At 72.6% G+C, this 17,162-nt stretch carries 16 protein-coding genes; 6 read left to right on the top strand and 10 right to left on the bottom strand.

The features are described 5' to 3' along the window. The first annotated feature begins 8 nt into the window (after positions 1-8). The 5 genes from ACZ52J_RS14900 to ACZ52J_RS14880 all read left to right on the top strand — a co-directional run bounded on the left by ACZ52J_RS14900 (position 9) and on the right by ACZ52J_RS14880 (position 7,216). The gene (locus ACZ52J_RS14900; protein ID WP_465618832.1) at positions 9-1,313 is read left to right on the top strand and encodes an adenosylmethionine--8-amino-7-oxononanoate transaminase; all 1,305 of its coding nucleotides are present in this window, start codon (positions 9-11) and stop codon (positions 1,311-1,313) included. Beyond that, entirely contained in the window at positions 1,310-2,044 is a 735-nt protein-coding gene (gene bioD, locus ACZ52J_RS14895; protein ID WP_465618830.1) for a dethiobiotin synthase, read from the top strand. The genes ACZ52J_RS14900 and bioD overlap by 4 nt, the downstream gene beginning before the upstream one ends. A gap of 77 nt (positions 2,045-2,121) precedes the next feature. Then, a complete protein-coding gene (locus tag ACZ52J_RS14890; RefSeq protein ID WP_465618829.1) occupies positions 2,122-2,568 on the top strand; it encodes a hypothetical protein in 447 nt (148 codons plus the stop codon). 160 nt (positions 2,569-2,728) lie between these two features. After that, positions 2,729-4,078: a serine/threonine-protein kinase gene (locus ACZ52J_RS14885; RefSeq protein WP_465618828.1), complete on the top strand. Its 1,350-nt coding sequence runs from the start codon at positions 2,729-2,731 to the stop codon at positions 4,076-4,078. A gap of 201 nt (positions 4,079-4,279) precedes the next feature. Then, a complete protein-coding gene (locus ACZ52J_RS14880) occupies positions 4,280-7,216 on the top strand; it encodes an AfsR/SARP family transcriptional regulator (protein WP_465619226.1) in 2,937 nt (978 codons plus the stop codon). Between the two features lie 295 nt (positions 7,217-7,511). Here the strand turns inward: ACZ52J_RS14880 and ACZ52J_RS14875 are convergent, their stop codons facing one another. The 4 genes from ACZ52J_RS14875 to ACZ52J_RS14860 all read right to left on the bottom strand — a co-directional run bounded on the left by ACZ52J_RS14875 (position 7,512) and on the right by ACZ52J_RS14860 (position 10,753). After that, positions 7,512-7,910 carry a hypothetical protein gene (locus ACZ52J_RS14875; protein WP_465618827.1) on the bottom strand — a complete coding sequence of 133 codons (399 nt, stop codon included), beginning with the start codon at positions 7,908-7,910 and terminating at the stop codon, positions 7,512-7,514. 87 nt (positions 7,911-7,997) lie between these two features. Next, positions 7,998-8,396 (bottom strand): hypothetical protein, encoded by a 399-nt coding sequence (locus tag ACZ52J_RS14870; protein WP_465618826.1) that lies wholly within the window; start codon positions 8,394-8,396, stop codon positions 7,998-8,000. A gap of 450 nt (positions 8,397-8,846) precedes the next feature. Further along, positions 8,847-9,848, bottom strand: coding sequence for an ArsR/SmtB family transcription factor (locus ACZ52J_RS14865; protein WP_465618825.1), 1,002 nt, complete (start codon positions 9,846-9,848; stop codon positions 8,847-8,849). Between the two features lie 227 nt (positions 9,849-10,075). Then, positions 10,076-10,753, bottom strand: a complete 678-nt coding sequence (locus ACZ52J_RS14860; RefSeq protein ID WP_465618824.1) for a helix-turn-helix domain-containing protein — start codon at positions 10,751-10,753, stop codon at positions 10,076-10,078. A gap of 165 nt (positions 10,754-10,918) precedes the next feature. Between ACZ52J_RS14860 and ACZ52J_RS14855 the strand changes: the two genes are divergently transcribed. Further along, complete coding sequence (locus tag ACZ52J_RS14855; protein WP_465618823.1) at positions 10,919-12,355, top strand: aminopeptidase P family protein; 1,437 nt, start codon at positions 10,919-10,921, stop codon at positions 12,353-12,355. 68 nt (positions 12,356-12,423) lie between these two features. Here the strand turns inward: ACZ52J_RS14855 and ACZ52J_RS14850 are convergent, their stop codons facing one another. From ACZ52J_RS14850 to ACZ52J_RS14825, 6 genes are all read right to left on the bottom strand, one after another. Next, positions 12,424-12,582 (bottom strand): hypothetical protein, encoded by a 159-nt coding sequence (locus ACZ52J_RS14850; RefSeq protein WP_465618822.1) that lies wholly within the window; start codon positions 12,580-12,582, stop codon positions 12,424-12,426. Continuing rightward, the gene (locus ACZ52J_RS14845; protein ID WP_360504004.1) at positions 12,549-12,986 is read right to left on the bottom strand and encodes a GNAT family N-acetyltransferase; all 438 of its coding nucleotides are present in this window, start codon (positions 12,984-12,986) and stop codon (positions 12,549-12,551) included. Before ACZ52J_RS14845 ends, ACZ52J_RS14850 begins: the two co-directional genes overlap by 34 nt. 103 nt (positions 12,987-13,089) lie before the next feature. After that, positions 13,090-13,761: a class I SAM-dependent methyltransferase gene (locus tag ACZ52J_RS14840; RefSeq protein WP_465618821.1), complete on the bottom strand. Its 672-nt coding sequence runs from the start codon at positions 13,759-13,761 to the stop codon at positions 13,090-13,092. Between the two features lie 89 nt (positions 13,762-13,850). Further along, positions 13,851-15,119, bottom strand: coding sequence for a sugar ABC transporter permease (locus ACZ52J_RS14835; protein ID WP_465619224.1), 1,269 nt, complete (start codon positions 15,117-15,119; stop codon positions 13,851-13,853). Positions 15,120-15,190: 71 nt separating this feature from the next. Further along, complete coding sequence (locus ACZ52J_RS14830; protein ID WP_396287959.1) at positions 15,191-15,970, bottom strand: ATP-binding cassette domain-containing protein; 780 nt, start codon at positions 15,968-15,970, stop codon at positions 15,191-15,193. 67 nt (positions 15,971-16,037) lie between these two features. Continuing rightward, positions 16,038-17,156, bottom strand: a complete 1,119-nt coding sequence (locus ACZ52J_RS14825; RefSeq protein WP_465618819.1) for a sugar ABC transporter substrate-binding protein — start codon at positions 17,154-17,156, stop codon at positions 16,038-16,040. Positions 17,157-17,162: the final 6 nt, after the last annotated feature.

Here is a 17,162-nt window from a genome sequence, read left to right as displayed (position 1 = left end):
CGCCCACCATGCCCCAGCTGTCCGCGGACACGCTGCTCACCCTCGACCGCGCCCACGTCTGGCACCCGTACGGGCCGATGCCCGGCACCGTCACCCCGTACGTGGTCGAGTCCGCGTCGGGCGTACGGCTGCGCCTGGCCGAACCGGTCGCGGGCGGCCGGCGCGAGCTGGTCGACGGGATGTCGTCCTGGTGGGCGGCGATCCACGGCTACCGGCACCCGGTGCTGGACGAGGCCGTACGCGAGCAGCTGGGGCGGATGAGCCACGTGATGTTCGGCGGGCTCACCCACGAGCCCGCCGTCCGGCTGGCCGCCAGGCTGGTCGAGATCACCCCGGAGCCGCTGCAGCACGTCTTCCTCGCCGACTCGGGCTCGGTCTCGGTCGAGGTCGCGATGAAGATGTGCCTGCAGTACTGGCAGTCGATCGGGCGGCCGGGCAAGCGCCGGCTGCTGACCTGGCGCGGCGGCTACCACGGCGACACCTTCCACCCGATGTCGGTCTGCGACCCGGACGGCGGGATGCACCACCTGTGGGGCGGGGTGCTGCCCGGCCAGCTCTTCGCGCCGCAGCCGCCGGCCGGGTTCGACGCCCCGCTCGACGCCGAATACGCCGCCCAGTTCGAGGAGCTGATGGCGCGTCACGCGGACGAGCTGGCCGCCGTCATCGTCGAGCCGGTGGTCCAGGGCGCGGGCGGCATGCAGTTCCACTCCCCCGCCTACCTGCGGATGCTGCGCGAACTCTGCGACCGGTACGGGGTGCTGCTGGTCTTCGACGAGATCGCCACCGGATTCGGCCGCAGCGGCGCCCTGTTCGCCGCCGACCACGCGGGCGTCTCCCCGGACGTGATGTGCCTCGGCAAGGCCCTCACCGGCGGCTACCTGACCCTGGCCGCCGCCCTGTGCACCGGCGAGATCGCCGACGGGATCAGCCGCGGCGAGATGCCGGTGCTCGCGCACGGCCCGACCTTCATGGGCAACCCGCTGGCCTGCGCCGCCGCCAACGCCTCGCTGGACCTCCTGCTCGGACAGGACTGGGCGGTGCGGGTCAAGCGCATCGAGGGCGGGCTGCGCGACGGCCTCGCGGTAGCCGCGACGGTGCCGGGCGTCCACGACGTACGGGTCCAAGGCGCCATCGGCGTCGTCCAGTTGGACCACCCGGTGAACGTCCCGGCGGCGACCGAGGCGGCCGCGCGGGAGGGCGTCTGGCTACGCCCCTTCCGCGACCTGATCTACACGATGCCCCCCTACGTGACGGAGGACGAGGACGTGGCACGGATCGCTGCCGCCGTGACCGCCGCGGCGGTGGCGGGATGAGCGCGCGCATCCTCTTCGTGACCGGGACGAACACGGACGTCGGCAAGACCGTCGCCACGGCGGCCGTCGCCTCGGCGGCGCTGCAGGACGGCCGCAGGGTCGCCGTGCTCAAGCCGGGCCAGACCGGTGTGACCGCCGAGGAGCCGGGCGATGCCGCTGAAGTCGCCCGCCTGGCAGGCGAACTGACGCTCCGCGAGCTCGTCCGCTACCCCGAGCCGCTGGCCCCCGACACCGCCGCCCGGCGGGCCGGGATGCCGTACCTCTCCCCCGCCGAGGTGGTGGCCGAGGTCGCCGAACTCGCCGCCACGCACGACCTGGTGCTGGTCGAGGGCGCCGGCGGCCTGCTGGTCCGCTACGACGACGAGGGCCGCACCCTCGCCGACCAGGCCCGGGCCGTCCTCGACGCCGGGCTCGACGCCGAGGTCCTGCTCATCGCCTCCGCCGGACTCGGCACGCTCAACATCGTCTCCCTCACGGCGGAGGCCCTGGCGGCGCGCGAACTCCCCCTCACGGGCGTCCTCGTCGGCTCCTGGCCCGCCGCCCCCGGCCTCGCCGAACGCTGCAACCTCGCCGACCTGCCGCGCTCCGCCGGCGCCCCCCTGCTCGGCGCCCTGCCGGAACGCGCGGGCTCGGCCGAGGACTTCGCCGCCCTCGCCCGCACCTCCCTCGCCCCCGAGCTGGGCGGCAGCTGGAACGCGGAGCACTTCGCACACCTCCACCGGCCCGAATAGGCCCGGCTTCGCTCGAAGGTGTGATCTCTGCGCCCGAACCATGGGTACGGGCACTACGGCTCAATACCGTTCCTTCCATGACAGACGGGCTCACCGTGGACGAGGCCCTGCGGGCCTTGGCCGCCCTGGAGGCGGCGTGGAAGGACGACGACGAGGCGCTGTCCGCCCTGGCGGCGGGCAGCGCCCAGGAACAGCCGCTGCCGGCGCTGGTCGCCGCGTACGGCGAACACGCGATGGACACCCTGATGGCGCTGGCCTTCGGGCTGCGCTCCACCATGAGCGACGAGGAACTCGCCGAGATCTCCGATGCGGTCAGCTCCAACATCGGCGCCCGGATGAGCGCCCTGCTCACCCAGACCCTCAAGGCCTGGGGCACCCTCGCCGACCCGGAAGACTTCGCCATCACCAAGATCATCGCCCACACCGTGATCGACGCGATGCGGGCCGTCACCGAAGACCCCGGCAAGACCGAAGTCCTGCCCCTGCTCGCCACCTTCCGCAGCTACGCCCTCAACGACAGCTGAGAGCCGTACGATCCGGCGCGGGCGTCGAACCCGCTCGAAGCCCGCACGCGTCGGCTCCGGATCCAGAGCACCGACTGCCCTTGTCGGCCCGATGCGGCCCCAGTTGGTGTGTAATCACGCTGAGTCGGGGGCACACCGGCGTGGGCGAGGGGAGATCCTGGTGGACGAGCTGCAACCGACCGATCCGCGGCAGGTGGGGCGGTACCGGATCACCGGGCTGCTCGGCGCCGGCGGGATGGGCCGGGTCTACCTCGGGCACTCGCCGAGTGGCCGGTCGGTCGCGGTGAAGGTGGTGCGGCCGGAACTCGCCCAGGATCCCGAGTTCCGGCGCAGGTTCGCCCGCGAGGTGGCCGCCGCCCGGAGGGTCAACGGCTTCTTCACGGCCGCCGTCGTCGACGCCGACCCGGAGAACGCGACCCCGTGGCTCGCCACCGCGTACGTCCCCGGAACGGCCCTCGACCAGGCGATCGCGGCCCACGGCCCGTGGCCGGTGGAGAGCGTACGAGCCCTGGGCGCGGGCCTCGCCGAGGCGCTGGAGGCCATTCACGCGGCCGGCCTCGTCCACCGGGACCTCAAGCCCTCCAACGTCCTGCTCGCCCCGGACGGCCCCCGGGTGGTCGACTTCGGCATCTCCGTGGCCGCCGAGGCCACCGCGCTCACCCGCACCGGGATGATCGTCGGCACACCCGGCTTCATGGCCCCCGAACAACTCCTCGGCAGGCCCGTCACACCGGCCACCGACGTGTTCGCCCTCGGTGCCGTCCTCGCCTACGCGGCCACCGGAACCGGCCCCTTCGGCACCGGCTCGGCGCAGGCGCTCAACTTCCGTATCGCGTACGAGGAACCCGACCTCTCCGGACTCCCGCAGGGACTGGAGGTCATCGCCCGCTGCCTGGCCAAGGAGCCCGCGCAGCGCCCGTCCGTGACCGCGCTCATCGAGGAACTCACCCTGGTCCCGGTCGACGGCCGGCCGCCCACCGAGGCCGCTCCGCCGATCACCGCCTGGCGTCCGCCACCGGTCGCCCACCCGATGCCCGGCGCCGTGGCCGCTCCGACGGTCTCTCCAGTGGTCTCTCCGCCGGTCACGCCACCCGCGGGCGCGGCCCCACCGGTCCGCAACGTCTTCCCCTTCTGGATTGCCATCGCGGCACTGGCACTCGCCACGGTCCTGCCCCCGGTCGAAGGGTCATCGGTCGCCATCACGAGCCTGGCCCGCGGCTCCTGGCCGGTCGTCGCGGCCGTCGCACTCGGCGTCGGCACCTGCGCGGCAGCGTTGTTCCTCGCGCGCCGCACCCGCACGCTTCCCGTCCCACGCTGGCCCCGGTACGTACACGCTCTCGCCGCCGTCCTCAATACCGGGCTGTTTCTCTACTACCTGGACAGGATTGCAACGGCACGGGGCTTCGACACCCTCAGCTCCGGCGCCTACAGCTACGGCCTCGGAGCCGCGATGCTCATCCACGGCCTCGTCCGGTTCCCCACCTCGACGAGGCGTGAACGGAAAGACTGAGCGCGAGGAAAGAGCCGGATCCGTGCCCTCGCAAGGACTTACGATTGGCTCTCATTCCGTACCCGTCCCAAGGAGTTCCACGCCGTGTCTCCCATCGCGCTGGTCACGCCCAGGTCCTGGACGAAGTCCTCGCACAGCGTGTGGCAGTGGCAGTCGTTCCTCGCCGGCGTCAAGGCAGGCGACTCCGATGCAATCTGACTTATCCTCAACTCCGGTACCGCCCTCGATCTCGGGACTCCGCGGCAGCGGGCGGTGTTGGCCGCACTTCTGTTGCGGCCCGACGCGGTCGTGACGGTCGATCAGTTGACCGACGACCTCTGGGGCGACCAGCCGCCCGGTTCGCCCGTCGTCACCTTGCGGTCGTACATCTCGCAGCTGCGCAAGCTCCTGGAGCCGGTGCGTGAGACGCCAACCGTCCTGCTGTCCCAGGCCGGCGGGTACCGGCTGGCGATCGACGCGGACCGCGTCGACCTGTGGCGGGTCAAACAGCTGCAGGAGGCGGCCGGGAATTGCTTCACCGAGCAGCCGGAGCGTGCCCGGGGTCTCCTGGCGGAAGCGCTGTCGCTATGGCACGGGGAACCGCTCCTCGACCTGCCGGGGCCGCTCATGCAGCACGAGCGGGAACGGCTTTCGGAGCTGCGTCTCACGCTCCTGGAGGAGCGCCTCGCCCTCGACGTGACGATCGCCGATCCCGCCGCCTACCTGCCGGAGCTTGAAGCACTCGCCGACGCCCACCCGTTCCGCGAGCGCCTGCAAGGTCTGCTCATCCGCGCACTGCACCGGTTGTCCCGCACCCCCGAGGCCCGCGCGGTCTACGACGCGCTGCACTCGCGGCTGGTGGACCACCTGGGGATCGAGCCGGGGCCCGAGCTCGCCGCCCTGTTCCACGAGCTCGACGGAAGCGGAGGACCGGACCAACTCCCACCGGCACCACCGTACTTCACCGGCCGACACGACCACGTCGCCCAGATCGGCCAAGCCCTGACCGCACAGACCGGCCCGGGCCTGCGGCTGGTGACCGTGACCGGCATGGCCGGGGTCGGGAAGACGGCCCTCGCCGTGCAGGCCGCGCGCACCGTGCGCCCCGACTTCCCCGACGGCCGCCTGTACGCGGACCTGCGGGGCGCCGACCTGGTCCCTGCCAGCCCGTCCGACATCCTCGCGGAGTTCCTGACCACGCTGGGCGTCCGGCCGTCAGCCGTACCCAAGGACCTCGCGGGCAGGTCCGCCCTCTTCCGAACCGCCAGCGCCGGCAAGCGACTTCTCATCCTCCTCGACAACGCACGCGACGACGCCCAGATCCAGCCCCTGCTCCCCGGCTCGTCGGACTGCGCGGTCGTGGTCACCAGCCGGACGGTGCTCTACAGCGTGCCGTCGGTCCTGAACGTTCCGCTGGACGTGTTCAGCGAGCACGAGGCGATCGGCCTGCTCGACTCCGTCATCGGCACGGCGCGCCGGTCCGCGCAGAGCGGCCAGGCCGAGCTGCTGGTCGAGGCCTGCGGCCGGCTCCCCCTGGCCGTACGGATCGCCGCAGCCCGACTCGCCGCGACTCCACGCCAACCGATCGCCGATCTCGTCCAGCGGCTGGCCGAGGACCGTGAGGGCATCGCCGCGCTCCGCACGAGCGACCTCGCCATCGAGCAGGTCTTCGACCTCAGCTACCGCCTGCTCCCACCACCCCTGGCGACGGCCTTCCGGCTGCTCTCCTGGGTGGAACCGGACATCGGCCTCGCGTCGGCGTCCGCGGCCCTCGCCCTGACGGAGGACCAGGCGGAGCGGCTCGCCGAATCGCTGGTCGACCAGGCGCTGCTGGAGTCGATGAGCGCCGGTCGCTACCGCTTCCACGACCTGGTGCGTGCCTTCGCCCGCCGAGCCTCCCTGCGGCTCGGCGACGACGAGCGGGCCTCGGCCCACCACCGGCTGCTGACCCTGCTGCTCGGCCGCGCCCGGACGGCCTTCGCCCTCGCCGTACCCGGCGACCCCGTGGCCGACGTCTTCGGCGAGCCGAGCCCACCGGCGACCCCCCGGCCGAACCCACAGCCGACCCCCCTGTCGAGCCCCCAGCCCACCCCACCGGCGACCCTGCGCCCGCCCGCCCGATCACCCTTCACCGACCTGGCGGACGCCCGCCGGTGGGCACGGACCGAGACACCCGGCGCCGTGGCACTCGCGGCCGCCGTCGCCACCGCCGCCCTGCGCGATGCGGAATGCGGCACCGCCGTGCGATCGGCCATCGACCTGCTGATCGCCCTCAGCCCGCTCGGCCTGGGCGCCTTCGGCGGCCGCGCGGAGGAGGCCGCCCGCCTCCTCATCACCGCCGCCGTCGCATCCGGCGATCGCGCCGCTGAGGGCCGCTCCCGGTTCCTCCTGGGCACGATCCTGCTGGCCCGCGCCCGGCTGGACGAGGCGGGCGCACAGGCCCGCCAGGCCGCGCAGGCCTGCCAGGAGGCCGCCGACCTGCCCGTTCTCCGGCAGGCGCTGAACGACCTGGGCCTGATCGCGCAAGCCGAGGGGCGGCACGAGGAGGCGATCGCCGCGTTCGACGAGGCGGCGGCTCTCGCCCGGCGGCTCGGCCACCGGTCGGGCGAGGTGGCGAGCACCGCGAACGCGGCCCTGTCCCGGATCCGCAGCGGCCACGCGGCAACCGCGGCAAAGACCTGCCGACTGCTCCTCGCCGAACCCGCCGGCGGAACCTCCGACCCCGCGATGACCGCGTACGTGCACTACGTCCTCGGCCTCGCCTACCAGGTGCTGGACCGACTCGACGACGCCGCCGCGCAGATGCGTTCCTGCATCGACTGCGCGAACCCCGCCCGCGACCTGGACCGCGAGTCGGCGGCCCGCAGCCGCCTGGCCGACCTCCTGCGCCTGCTCGGACGGGTCGACGAGGCCGTGCAGGAGGCGGAGCGGGCACTGGCCCTGGCGACGGAAGGCGGGCGACAGCGCGAACGCGCCCTCGCTCACCTGGTGTCGGCCAATGCGATGACCGCCCGTGGCGACCACCGCGCGGCGCGGCATCACGAGGCGGAGGCCCACCTGCTGCTCAGCCGGCTGAGCGCTCCTGAGTCCGCCGACGCGAAGCTGCTGCTGACCGCGCTGGCCACCGCCGATCGCGCCCTCACCTGCCGCGAGGAATGACGATCACAAGGCCGGTCCCGTTCCACGCGACCGTACTCGCCAGACAGTGCACGTCGGCCGACCCGCCGCAGGCCTGCGCCGGCGGCTCGGCCGGCGAGCCGTGCCGCCCGGGATCTCCCGCGACCACGGCGACGGCACCCATCACCGACGCCAGGACCGCCGCACCGGCAACCACCGCGCGGACAACAACCTTTCGACCCACTGAGGACGCTCCTTACTCGTGTCCGACCAAGCGTCCGAACCCTCGCAGGAGTCGGTGGACAGCCGATCAACACGACGACGGCCCCCTGTTGCCTCAGCCGCCTTCCCGGACCATGAACGGGCCGGTCTTCCACCCCAGGCGGGCCGGCCCGCCGCTGGGCCAGTCCTGGTTCAGGTGGCGGCGGTTGTGGCCGAGGGCGCCCAGGTCGAGGGGGCGCAGGCTGCCGGATACCAGGCCGGCGGCCTCGGCGTCGGTCAGCGGCATGATGGTGTTGTACTGCGCGTCGTCGCCACCCCGCCAGTCGATGAACTCGGTGAAGATCCAGACGAACCGCTGCGCGCAGGCCCGGCAGCGCCGCAGGGCGACGGAGAAGTGCGAGTCGTCGACGACCTCCGCCACGCGCTCGAACCCGTCGCCCTGACGCTCCCACGCCTCCCGCGCGTCCTCGCCGTAGCACAGCGCGCAGCCGAACTCGCTGATCGCCTCACTCATCCCGTCCCCCTGGTCCCCGCGGTCGTCTCCAGGGGCCCATTATTCCGACGGGCATTTCCGCAGGCCGGGCCGGGGCTTCAGCGGGCCTCAGCGGGCCTCCGCGACCCTGAACGTGCCGGAGTTCCAGTGGAGGCCGGCCGGGCCGCCGGTGGGCCAGTCGTGCTCCAGGCGGCGGCGGTCACGGCCGAGGGCGCCCAGGTCGTGCGGGCGCAGGGTGCCGGATACCAGGCCGGTGGCCTCGGCGGTGGTGAGCGGCATGACCGTCACGTACTGGGCGTCGTCCCCGCCCATCCAGTCGACGGACTCGGTGAAGATCCAGACGAACCGCTGCGAGCAGGCCCGGCAGCGCCGGACGTCGACCGAGAAGTGCGAGCCGTCCACCACCTCGCTCTCCTGCTCGAACCCTTCCCGCTGCCCCCGCCACACGGCTTGCGCGTCCTCGCCGTAACAGGTCGCGCAGCCGAACTCCATCATCGGCCTTCTCATCGGTCGACTCCTTGTTCCGCCTGTTCCGCGAACGTCCCGTCGCGGCCCATGATGCCCGGACCGGCGGCGGACGGCAGTGGTTCGCCGATCATCGCCCGGCGCCGGTCCCGGATTTCCCCGGGGGCGGCCGACGGACCGGCCACCGGATCGTGTCAGCCGGAGCCGCGTCCCGCAAGAGTACTCATGGCCCGTACGCAGGCCTGACGCCCCGCCGGGCCCGCCGCGCACACCGGGGCACCGGACGCCGAAAGCACCGCGCCGTCGCGCACAGCAAGCCCGATGAGGCTGGTCGGACGCGAATCCCGGCGGAGGAACAATTCACCGACCATTTCCTCACCGTTCACATACGGGGGAAGGAAGGCGAGGAGAGGCGAGGCGATTGATGCCCGGCAAGTCTCCCGTCTCTCCTACCGGGCCACCGTGCGGGTGCCCGGCCGTGCGGTCAGGCGGTCAGGCGGCGGGGGCCGGGGGTGCCGGGTTGTCGACCAGGAGGTCGTGGCCGACATCGGTCAGGGTGTGGCGGACCTGTTTGCCCTGGCGCTGGGTGACGATCAGGCCGGCTCCGCGCAGGGCGGCGGCGTGCGCGGAGGCGGAGGGCGGGGTGACGCCGAGCTGGTGGGCGAGTTCGGTGGTGGAGCAGGGGCTGCCCGCGATGGCGCGCAGGACGCGGGCCCGGGCGGGGCCGAGGACGGCGGCGAGGCCGTCGGCGGTCGGCGGACGGGACGGCGGCTCGGCGGTCGGGGCGCCGACCGGGTGAAGCAGCACGCTCTGGCGGTTCTGGTCGGCCAGCAGGCCGATGCCGTGCTGGAGGAAGTAGTTGGGTCGCAGTTCCAGGCCCCGGCCGCCCAGTTCGAAGGTGCCGTCCAGATCGGCGACGGTGCACTCCAGCACTCCCTCGTCCCGCCAGACCGCGTTCGGGTGCAGCGAGTCGAGCATCGCGCCGATCCCGGAACGACCGGTGGTGCGGGTGTGGGCGGCGATGTCGGCTTCCAGGACGCGGCGGATCTCGGGCCAGTCCGGGGCGAGGCAGGAGCGGAACAGTGCCCAGGCACCGTCGCTGACCTCGCGCAGGCCCCGGGTGCCGTCGTCGCGCAACCGGGCGAGGGCGGTGGGGAGTTCGGTTTCGCTGCCGAACATCGCGAGGTCCTGCTCGACGGCCTGTTGCGGTACGGCGAGGATCGCGTCGAGCTCGTCGGTCAGCTGCCGGCGCACGGCGTCGAGGTCCGCTGCCATGAAGCTGGGAACGCCGATCGCGCTCGCGTTGACGAGGTCGAGGAAGCGCCCGGCCCGGTGCGGCACATGGCGGCGGACCCCCCGCCACCAGCGTTCGCTGCGCAGCCCGACGCAGTCGTGCACGCCGAGGCGCGCGGCTCCGGTCATCAGGTGGTCGAGCGGTGAGATGACGAACCGGGTCTTCGCGAGGTCCGCGACCCCGAATCTCAGTGTGATCACGAACCCTCCCCCGGCTCTTGCAACCACTGTGACCTGGCCCGTTCTTGACCATTAGGCCCAGAGGCTAATGCATGGCCGCCCGCCCGCCGCGCTTGGCATGCTCTCCCGGGTCGGCGCGGATCGGCGCGGCGGAGTCCCGCTCCGGCCCCCACCACGAGGGGAGTGGGGGCCGGGGCACCTCGTTCGGTATTCCGAACAATACGGCTCGGGTAGCGACCCGCAGCCGATCAGTGCCGGTGCCCGAGCGAGGGCCCGGACGCCGGCCCGGACGCCGATCCCAGCGCGGGCCGCGACACGGACTGCAGGGCCGGCTCGTCCGCCGCGTCGGCGAGGTGCAGCCGCTGCTCCGCGCGGTACTGCAGCAGGAGCACCGAGCGGACCGGCTCGCCGCCCACGGCGGTGTAGGAGTGCGGCAGCGTGGCGTCGAAGCCGACGTAGTCGCCGGGGCCGAGTTCGACCTCGCGGCGGCCCGCCCGGACCCGCAGCCGGCCGGCCTGGACGATGGTGTGCTCGGTACCGATGTGGCCGCCGGAGATCTGGGTGCCGTCGGTGCGTACCTGCTGGTCGTAGACCTCGAACACCACGTCCCCGGCTTCGATCCGGCGCAGCGGGCGCAGGTCGACGCCCCGGCCGCTCAGCACCTCGGCGTCGGCCGCCCGCACCACGGTCACCTCGTCGGCGGGCCGCGCCTCCACCAGGTCGGAGATCGGCACGCCGAGCTCCCGGGATAGTCCGAGCACGGTCTCCAGGGTGGGGTTGCCGGCCCCGGACTCCAGCTGGGAGAGCGTGGCCTTGCCGATTCCGGCCCGCCGGGACAGCTCGGACAGGGAGAGCCCGCGCTGCGCCCGCACCCGCTTCAGGTTGGCGGCGAGGACGCCCCGGACGGATTCCTCGGCGTCGTTCACGCTCGACCTCTTCTCTCCCGGCACTTGTTCGATATACCGTACGGGACGCATGCCGACGGACGAGGCAGCGTAGCGAAGCACGTCGCATCCACCACCCCTCCGCCGCCTTCCACCGCCGCCCACCACTCCTCCACCGCCGTCCACCACCCTCGCCAGGAGACCGTAGTGACCGAGCCCGCCGACACCATCAAGTACCGGAAGAACGGCCTCACGCGCGGCGTCACGGACGAACTCGCCGAGAACATGAAGCAGGGCTGGGCCGACACCGAGCGCACCGCCCTGGAGCCGGTCCCGCAGGCGGTGCACACCGCGCGCCGCCGCGCCGAGCTGTCCGCCGCCTTCCCCGGCGAGCTGCTGGTGGTCCCGTCCGGCAACCCCAAGGTGCGGGCCAACGACACCGACTACCCGTTCCGCCCGTCCTCCGACTACGCCTACCTGACCGGCGACCAGTCCCAGGACGCGGTGCTGGTGCTGGAGCCCACCGGTGAGAGCGGGCACACCGCCGTCCTCTACCTGCGCAACCGCTCGGAGGTCGACAACGGCGAGTTCTGGCTGGACACCCACGGCGAGCTGTGGGACGGCCGCCGCAACAGCCTGACCGAGAGCGAGCAGCTGCTCGGCCTGCCCTGCCGGGACGTGCGCGCGGTGCACGCCGACCTGCGCGCGGCGACCGGCCCGGTGCGCGTGCTGCGCCGCCACGACGCGGGCGTGGAGGCGGCCCTGGCGGGCCGGGCGGTCGCCGCGCGGGACGAGGAGTTCGAGGTCTTCCTGTCCGGACTGCGCCTGGTGAAGGACGAGTTCGAGATCGCCGAGCTGCGCTTCGCCTGCGCGGCCACCGCCCGCGGCTTCGAGGACGTGGTGCGCGTCCTCGGCACCGACACCGAGACGGCGGAGCGGCTGATCGAGGGCACCTTCTTCGTCCGGGCCCGGGTCGAGGGCAACGACGTCGGGTACGGCACCATCGCCGCGTCCGGCCCGCACGCCACCACCATGCACTGGGTGCGCAACGACGGCCACGCCAAGCCCGGCGACCTCCTGCTGCTCGACGCGGGCGTGGAGACCAACCACCTGTACACCGCCGACATCACCCGCACCCTGCCGGTCAGCGGCCGCTTCACCGACCTGCAGCGCAAGGTCTACGACGCCGTGTTCGCGGCGCAGGAGGCCGGCATCGCCGCGGTGAAGCCGGGCGCGGACTTCCGCGACTTCCACCGCGCCGCCCAGCGCGAGCTCGCCGAACACCTCACCTCCTGGGGCCTGTTCGGCGACCTGACCGCCGACAAGGTGTACGAGCTGGGCCTGCACCGCCGCTTCACCCTGGCCGGCACCGGCCACATGCTGGGCATCGACGTGCACGACTGCGCTCACTCCCTCACCGAGGTCCACGTGGACGGCCCGCTGAAGCCGGGCATGGTGCTGACCGTCGAGCCGGGCATCTACTTCCAGCAGAACGACCTGACGGTGCCGGAGGAGTACCGCGGCATCGGCGTGCGGATCGAGGACGACATCCTGGTCACCGAGGACGGCAACGAGAACCTCTCCACCGCCCTCCCCCGCCGCGCCGACGAGGTCGAGGCCTGGCTGGCCGCCCTGCGCGGCTGAGACAACCTGCGCGCAGCCGAGAGCGCAGCGCGGCACCCGGGGAGCCCGCCCCGGGTGCCGCGCACCGGTCACTTCAGCTTGCCCAGCGCCGTGCCCACCCGGGCCACCGCCTCCACGACCTCCTTGGACTGGCGGGCGGTGAAGCAGAGCCGGTAGAACCCCGGGGCGGGGTTGTGCGTGACGCCGGACCGGGTCAGGCCTCCAGCGGCTTGACCCAGCGGCTCCACTGCGGCTCGGGCCGGTAGCCGGCGGCCTGCCAGGTGCGGTGGCCGAGGGCGTTGTCGTCCAGCACCATGGCGTCGATCCGGCGGCCGCCGAGCGCGACGAAGCGCTCCTCGGCGGCGGCCAGCAGGGCCGCGCCGATGCCCCGGCGGCGGTGCTCGGGGTCGACGGCGAGGCGGTACAGGTGGCAGCGCCAGCCGTCCCAGCCGGCGATCACGGTGCCGAGGAGGGTCGCCGGGTCGTCGGCGGGGGTGGCGACGATCAGGCACGCGGGGTCGCGGGCGAGCAGCGCGGCCACGCCCGCCTCGTCGTCCGTGATGCTGGTGCCCTTGGCGGCTCGGGCCCAGAGGGCGAGCAGGGCGGGGATCTCGTCGGGGGCGGCGGGGCGCAGGGCGATCTGGTCGGTCATGCGGGCCTGTCTAGCAGCCGTTCCCGCCGCTGCGCCGGGAATTCCGCGGGCCGGACGCGCCGGGGAAGGGCCGCCCCCGCCGGAGGTACCGTCAGCCGAGCCGTCAGCCGAGCCGCCACACCGTGGTGGTCTTGACGGCGGTGTCCTCCAGGTCCGCGACCACCGGCACCTGGTACGCCGCCACCGCCGTGAACCGCTCCCGTGGCAGGTAGGCACGGCCGGGGTCGCCGACGATGACGGTGGCGCCGCGCGCGGCGGCCCGTTCCAGGAAGGGCAGGAAGCGGGCGGCCATGGCCCGTTCGTAGAAGACGTCGCCCGCGAGCACCACCTCGGCGGGGGCGCCGTCCCCGTCCACCAGGTCCACCAGGGCGCCGTCCACCCGTACCCCGTTGGCCTCGGCGTTGAGGCCGATCGCGGCCACCGCGTAGGCGTCGATCTCGGCGGCGCGCACCGAGGTCGCGCCGCGCAGCGCGGCGGCCACCCCGACCAGTCCGGACCCGGCGGCGACGTCCAGCACCGTTCGGCCCGCCACCAGGTCGGGGTGGTCCAACACGTAGCGGGTGACGGCCACGCCGCCCGCCCAGGCGAAGGCCCAGAACGGCGGCGCCAGTCCGGCCTGCCCGCGCGCCCGCTCAGTGGTCTCCCAGAGGGCGATGGCGTCCTCGGCCATGTGCAGGCTGATCTCGGGCACGAAGGGGACGGGTTTCAGCTCGGTCTCGCGCCGGATGAAGGCGAGGTCTTCGGCCGGCTGAAGAGTACGCAGCTCACTCGGCATGTCCGCAGCATAGAGCCCGCGCGGGGGTGCTCACGCCCGCGCGGGCCCCGAACCGCCCGCGCGGGGTGCTGACGCCGCCGCGACGGTGCTCACGCCCGGCCGGCGGCCTTCTGGGTACGCCGGGCCAGCGAGTCGACCACGACGGCGGCCAGCAGCACCGCACCGGTGATCATGAACTGGATGGCGTTGCTCAGGCCCTGGATGTTCATCCCGGACTGGATCGAAGCGATCACCAGCGCGCCGAGCAGCGCGGACCAGGTCTTGCCGCGCCCGCCGAACAGGCTGGTGCCGCCGATGACGGCGGCCGCGATGGCGTTCATCAGCAGGTTGCCGCCGCCGGAGGTCTGGCTGGCTGACTGGATCTGCGCGGCCAGGAACAGGCCGCCGACCGCCGCCATCGTGGAGCAGATGGTGAACACGGTGATCCGGATCCAGGACACGTTGATGCCCGCGCGCCGGGCGCCCTCGATGTTGCCGCCGAGCGCGAACACCTGGCGGCCGTAGGAGGTGCGGCGCAGAGCGAAGTCCAGCACCACGATGAAGATCAGGAAGATCAGCAGCGCGAGCGGCAACCCCTTGTACTGGTTGAGCGTGTAGGCGGCGAGGAAGCCGACGATCGCCAGCAGGACGGTCCTGAGCACGATGTCGGTCATCGGGCGGGACGGGACGCCCGCGGCCTGGCGCCGGCGGGCGTCGAACAGCGAGGCGCCCAGGAACAGCAGGACGCCGATCGCCGCCGTGCCGTAGGCGGCGATCTCCTGGCCGTAGATGGTGCTGTAGAGCCGGGAGACGATGTCCGTGCCGGGGAGGTTGACGGTGCCGGTGCTGCCGAGGATCTGCAGCATCAGGCCGTTCCAGCCGAGGTTGCCCGCGAGGGTGACCACGAAGGCCGGGACACCGACCTTGGCGAAGAAGACGCCCTGGATGCACCCGACCACCGCGCCGCCGACGAGGGCGGTGAGCAGCGCGAGGTACTGGTTGACGCCGTCCGTGACGCTCAGGACGGCGTAGATCGCCGCGCACAGTCCGCTGACCGAGCCGACCGACAGGTCGATCTCGCCGAGCAGCAGGACGAAGACCACGCCGATCGCGATCATGCCGGTGCCGACGATCTGCTGCGACAGGTTGGAAAGGTTCTGGGCGGACAGGAAGCTGCTGTTCAGACTTCCGAACACGGCCCAGATCACGATCAGGGCCAGCACCACCGGCACCGAGCCGAGTTCACCACTGCTCAGGCGGCGGCGGAACTCGCCGAGGTAGCCCTTGACGCCCTCCTGGCGCACGATCAGCCGGGGGTCGACCGCGGGGGTGGCTTGGGCCGCCACCGGCACCGGCGCGTTGACGCCGCCCGTGGGCATGCTGTCCTCGGGCAGCGGGACGTGGTGGCGTTCGGGCTCGCCGCCCGGGGGGCTCCCGGGAATGTTCTCGCTCACTCGGAACCCTCCTGGCCACGGGCCTTCCGGCGGGTCACGGCGTTGTCCGTGGCTCCGGTGATGGCCGAGATGATCTCTTCCTGGTTGGTGTAGTGCTTGTCGAAGACGCCGTTGTTGCGGCCGAGGCGCAGCACCGCGACGGTGTCCGCAACGGCCATCACGTCCGCCATGTTGTGGCTGATCAGGATCACGCCGTGGTCCTGCTCGCGCAGCCGCTCGACCAGGTCGAGCACCTGGGCGGTCTGCTCGACGCCGAGGGCGGCGGTGGGTTCGTCCAGCATCACGACCTTGGGCGAGCCGATCAGCGCGCGGGCGATCGCCACCACCTGGCGCTGGCCGCCGGAGAGCGAGGCGACCGGGATCCGCACGCTGGGGATGCGGATGGAGAGGGTGTCCAGCAGCGTCTGGGAGCGCTTCTCCATCGCGACCTCGTCGAGGACGGTGAAGCGCCGGATCTCGCGGCCGAGGAAGAGGTTCCCGACCACGTCGAGGTTGTCGCAGAGCGCGAGGTCCTGGTAGACCGTCGCGATGCCCAACTGCTGGGCGTCCTGCGGCCGGTGGATGGTCACCGGCCTGCCCTGCCACTCGATGACGCCCTCGTCGGGCTGGTGTACCCCGGCGATCGCTTTGACCAGGGTGGACTTGCCGGCGCCGTTGTCGCCGACCAGGGCCACCACCTCGCCGGCGTGCACCTCCAGTTCGATGTCGGTGAGCGCCTGGACGGCGCCGAACCGTTTGGAGACCCCGCGCAGGGCCAGTACGGTCTCACCTGCCACAGTGACCAACTCCCTTGCCCCGCCTCCGTCGTGGAGGCGGGGCGCACTCGTGTCGGGTGTCGCGGGACTACTGGAGGCCGGCGGCCTGGCAGGCGGCGGCGTAGTCCGGCGTGCAGATCTGGGCGACGGTGTAGAGGCCGTCCTGGACCACGGTGGTCTTGATGTTGTCCTTGTTGACGACGATCGGGGTGATCAGGTTGGCCAGCACCTTGTTGTTGCTGCCGTTGGTCGCCGTCGTGGGCACGAGGCTGGGTGCGGGGGTCATCCCGGCAGCCATGGCGATGGCCATCTCGGCCGCGGCGTCGGTCTCCGGCTTGAACGGCTTGTAGATCGTCATGGTCTGGGTGCCGGCCACGATCCGCTGGATGGCGTCGAGTTGGGCGTCCTGACCGGTGAGCGGAGTGTTGATCCCGGCCGCCTTCTGCGCGGTGGCGATACCGGCGGCCATGCCGTCGTTGGCGGAGTAGATGCCGACCACGTTGGCCGGGCCGATCGCGGTGATGCCCGCCGCGGCCTCCTGGTTGGCCAGGTTCGGGTCCCACTGCGGGGTGTCGTACTCCTTGCCGATCTTCAGCTTGCCGTCGATCGCGCTGTGCGCGCCGGCCTTGAAGTCGGCCGCGTTGGGGTCGGTCGGCGAGCCGTTGATCATGATGATCTGGCCGGCGTTGGCCTTGCCGCCCACCGCCGCCACCAGGGCCTGGCCCTGCAGCTGGCCGACCTTGTGGTTGTCGAAGGAGACGTACGCGTCGACCGGGCCCTGGGCCAGGCGGTCGTAGGCGAGCACCTTGACGCCCGCATCGTGGGCCTTCTGGACCGAGGACTGGATCGACTTGGAGTCCACCGCGTCCAGGATCAGCACCTTGTCGCCCTTGGTGAGGGCGGTGTCCACCTGGGTCTGCTGGGTGGTCGCGTCCTGGTTGGCGTTGTAGTAGTCGATCTGTGCTTCCGGCGCCAGCTCCTTGATCTTCTGCTCGATCAGCGGGCGGTCGAACTGCTCGTAGCGGGTGGTCTTGGTCTCCGGCAGCAGCAGGCCGATCCGGACGGCGCCCACGGAGGCGCTGCCGCTCGCAGCCGCGCCGCTTGTGGTGCCGCCGGAGGACTGTTTGGCGCTGCCGCAGGCCGCGGCGCCCAGGCCGAGGGAAACCGCTGCGGTGACCGCGAGGACGCGGCGAAGCCCGATGCTCATGAGGAT

Source organism: Kitasatospora sp. NPDC034035, assembly GCF_055575755.1.
This window is presented reverse-complemented; position numbering and strand designations above follow the sequence as displayed.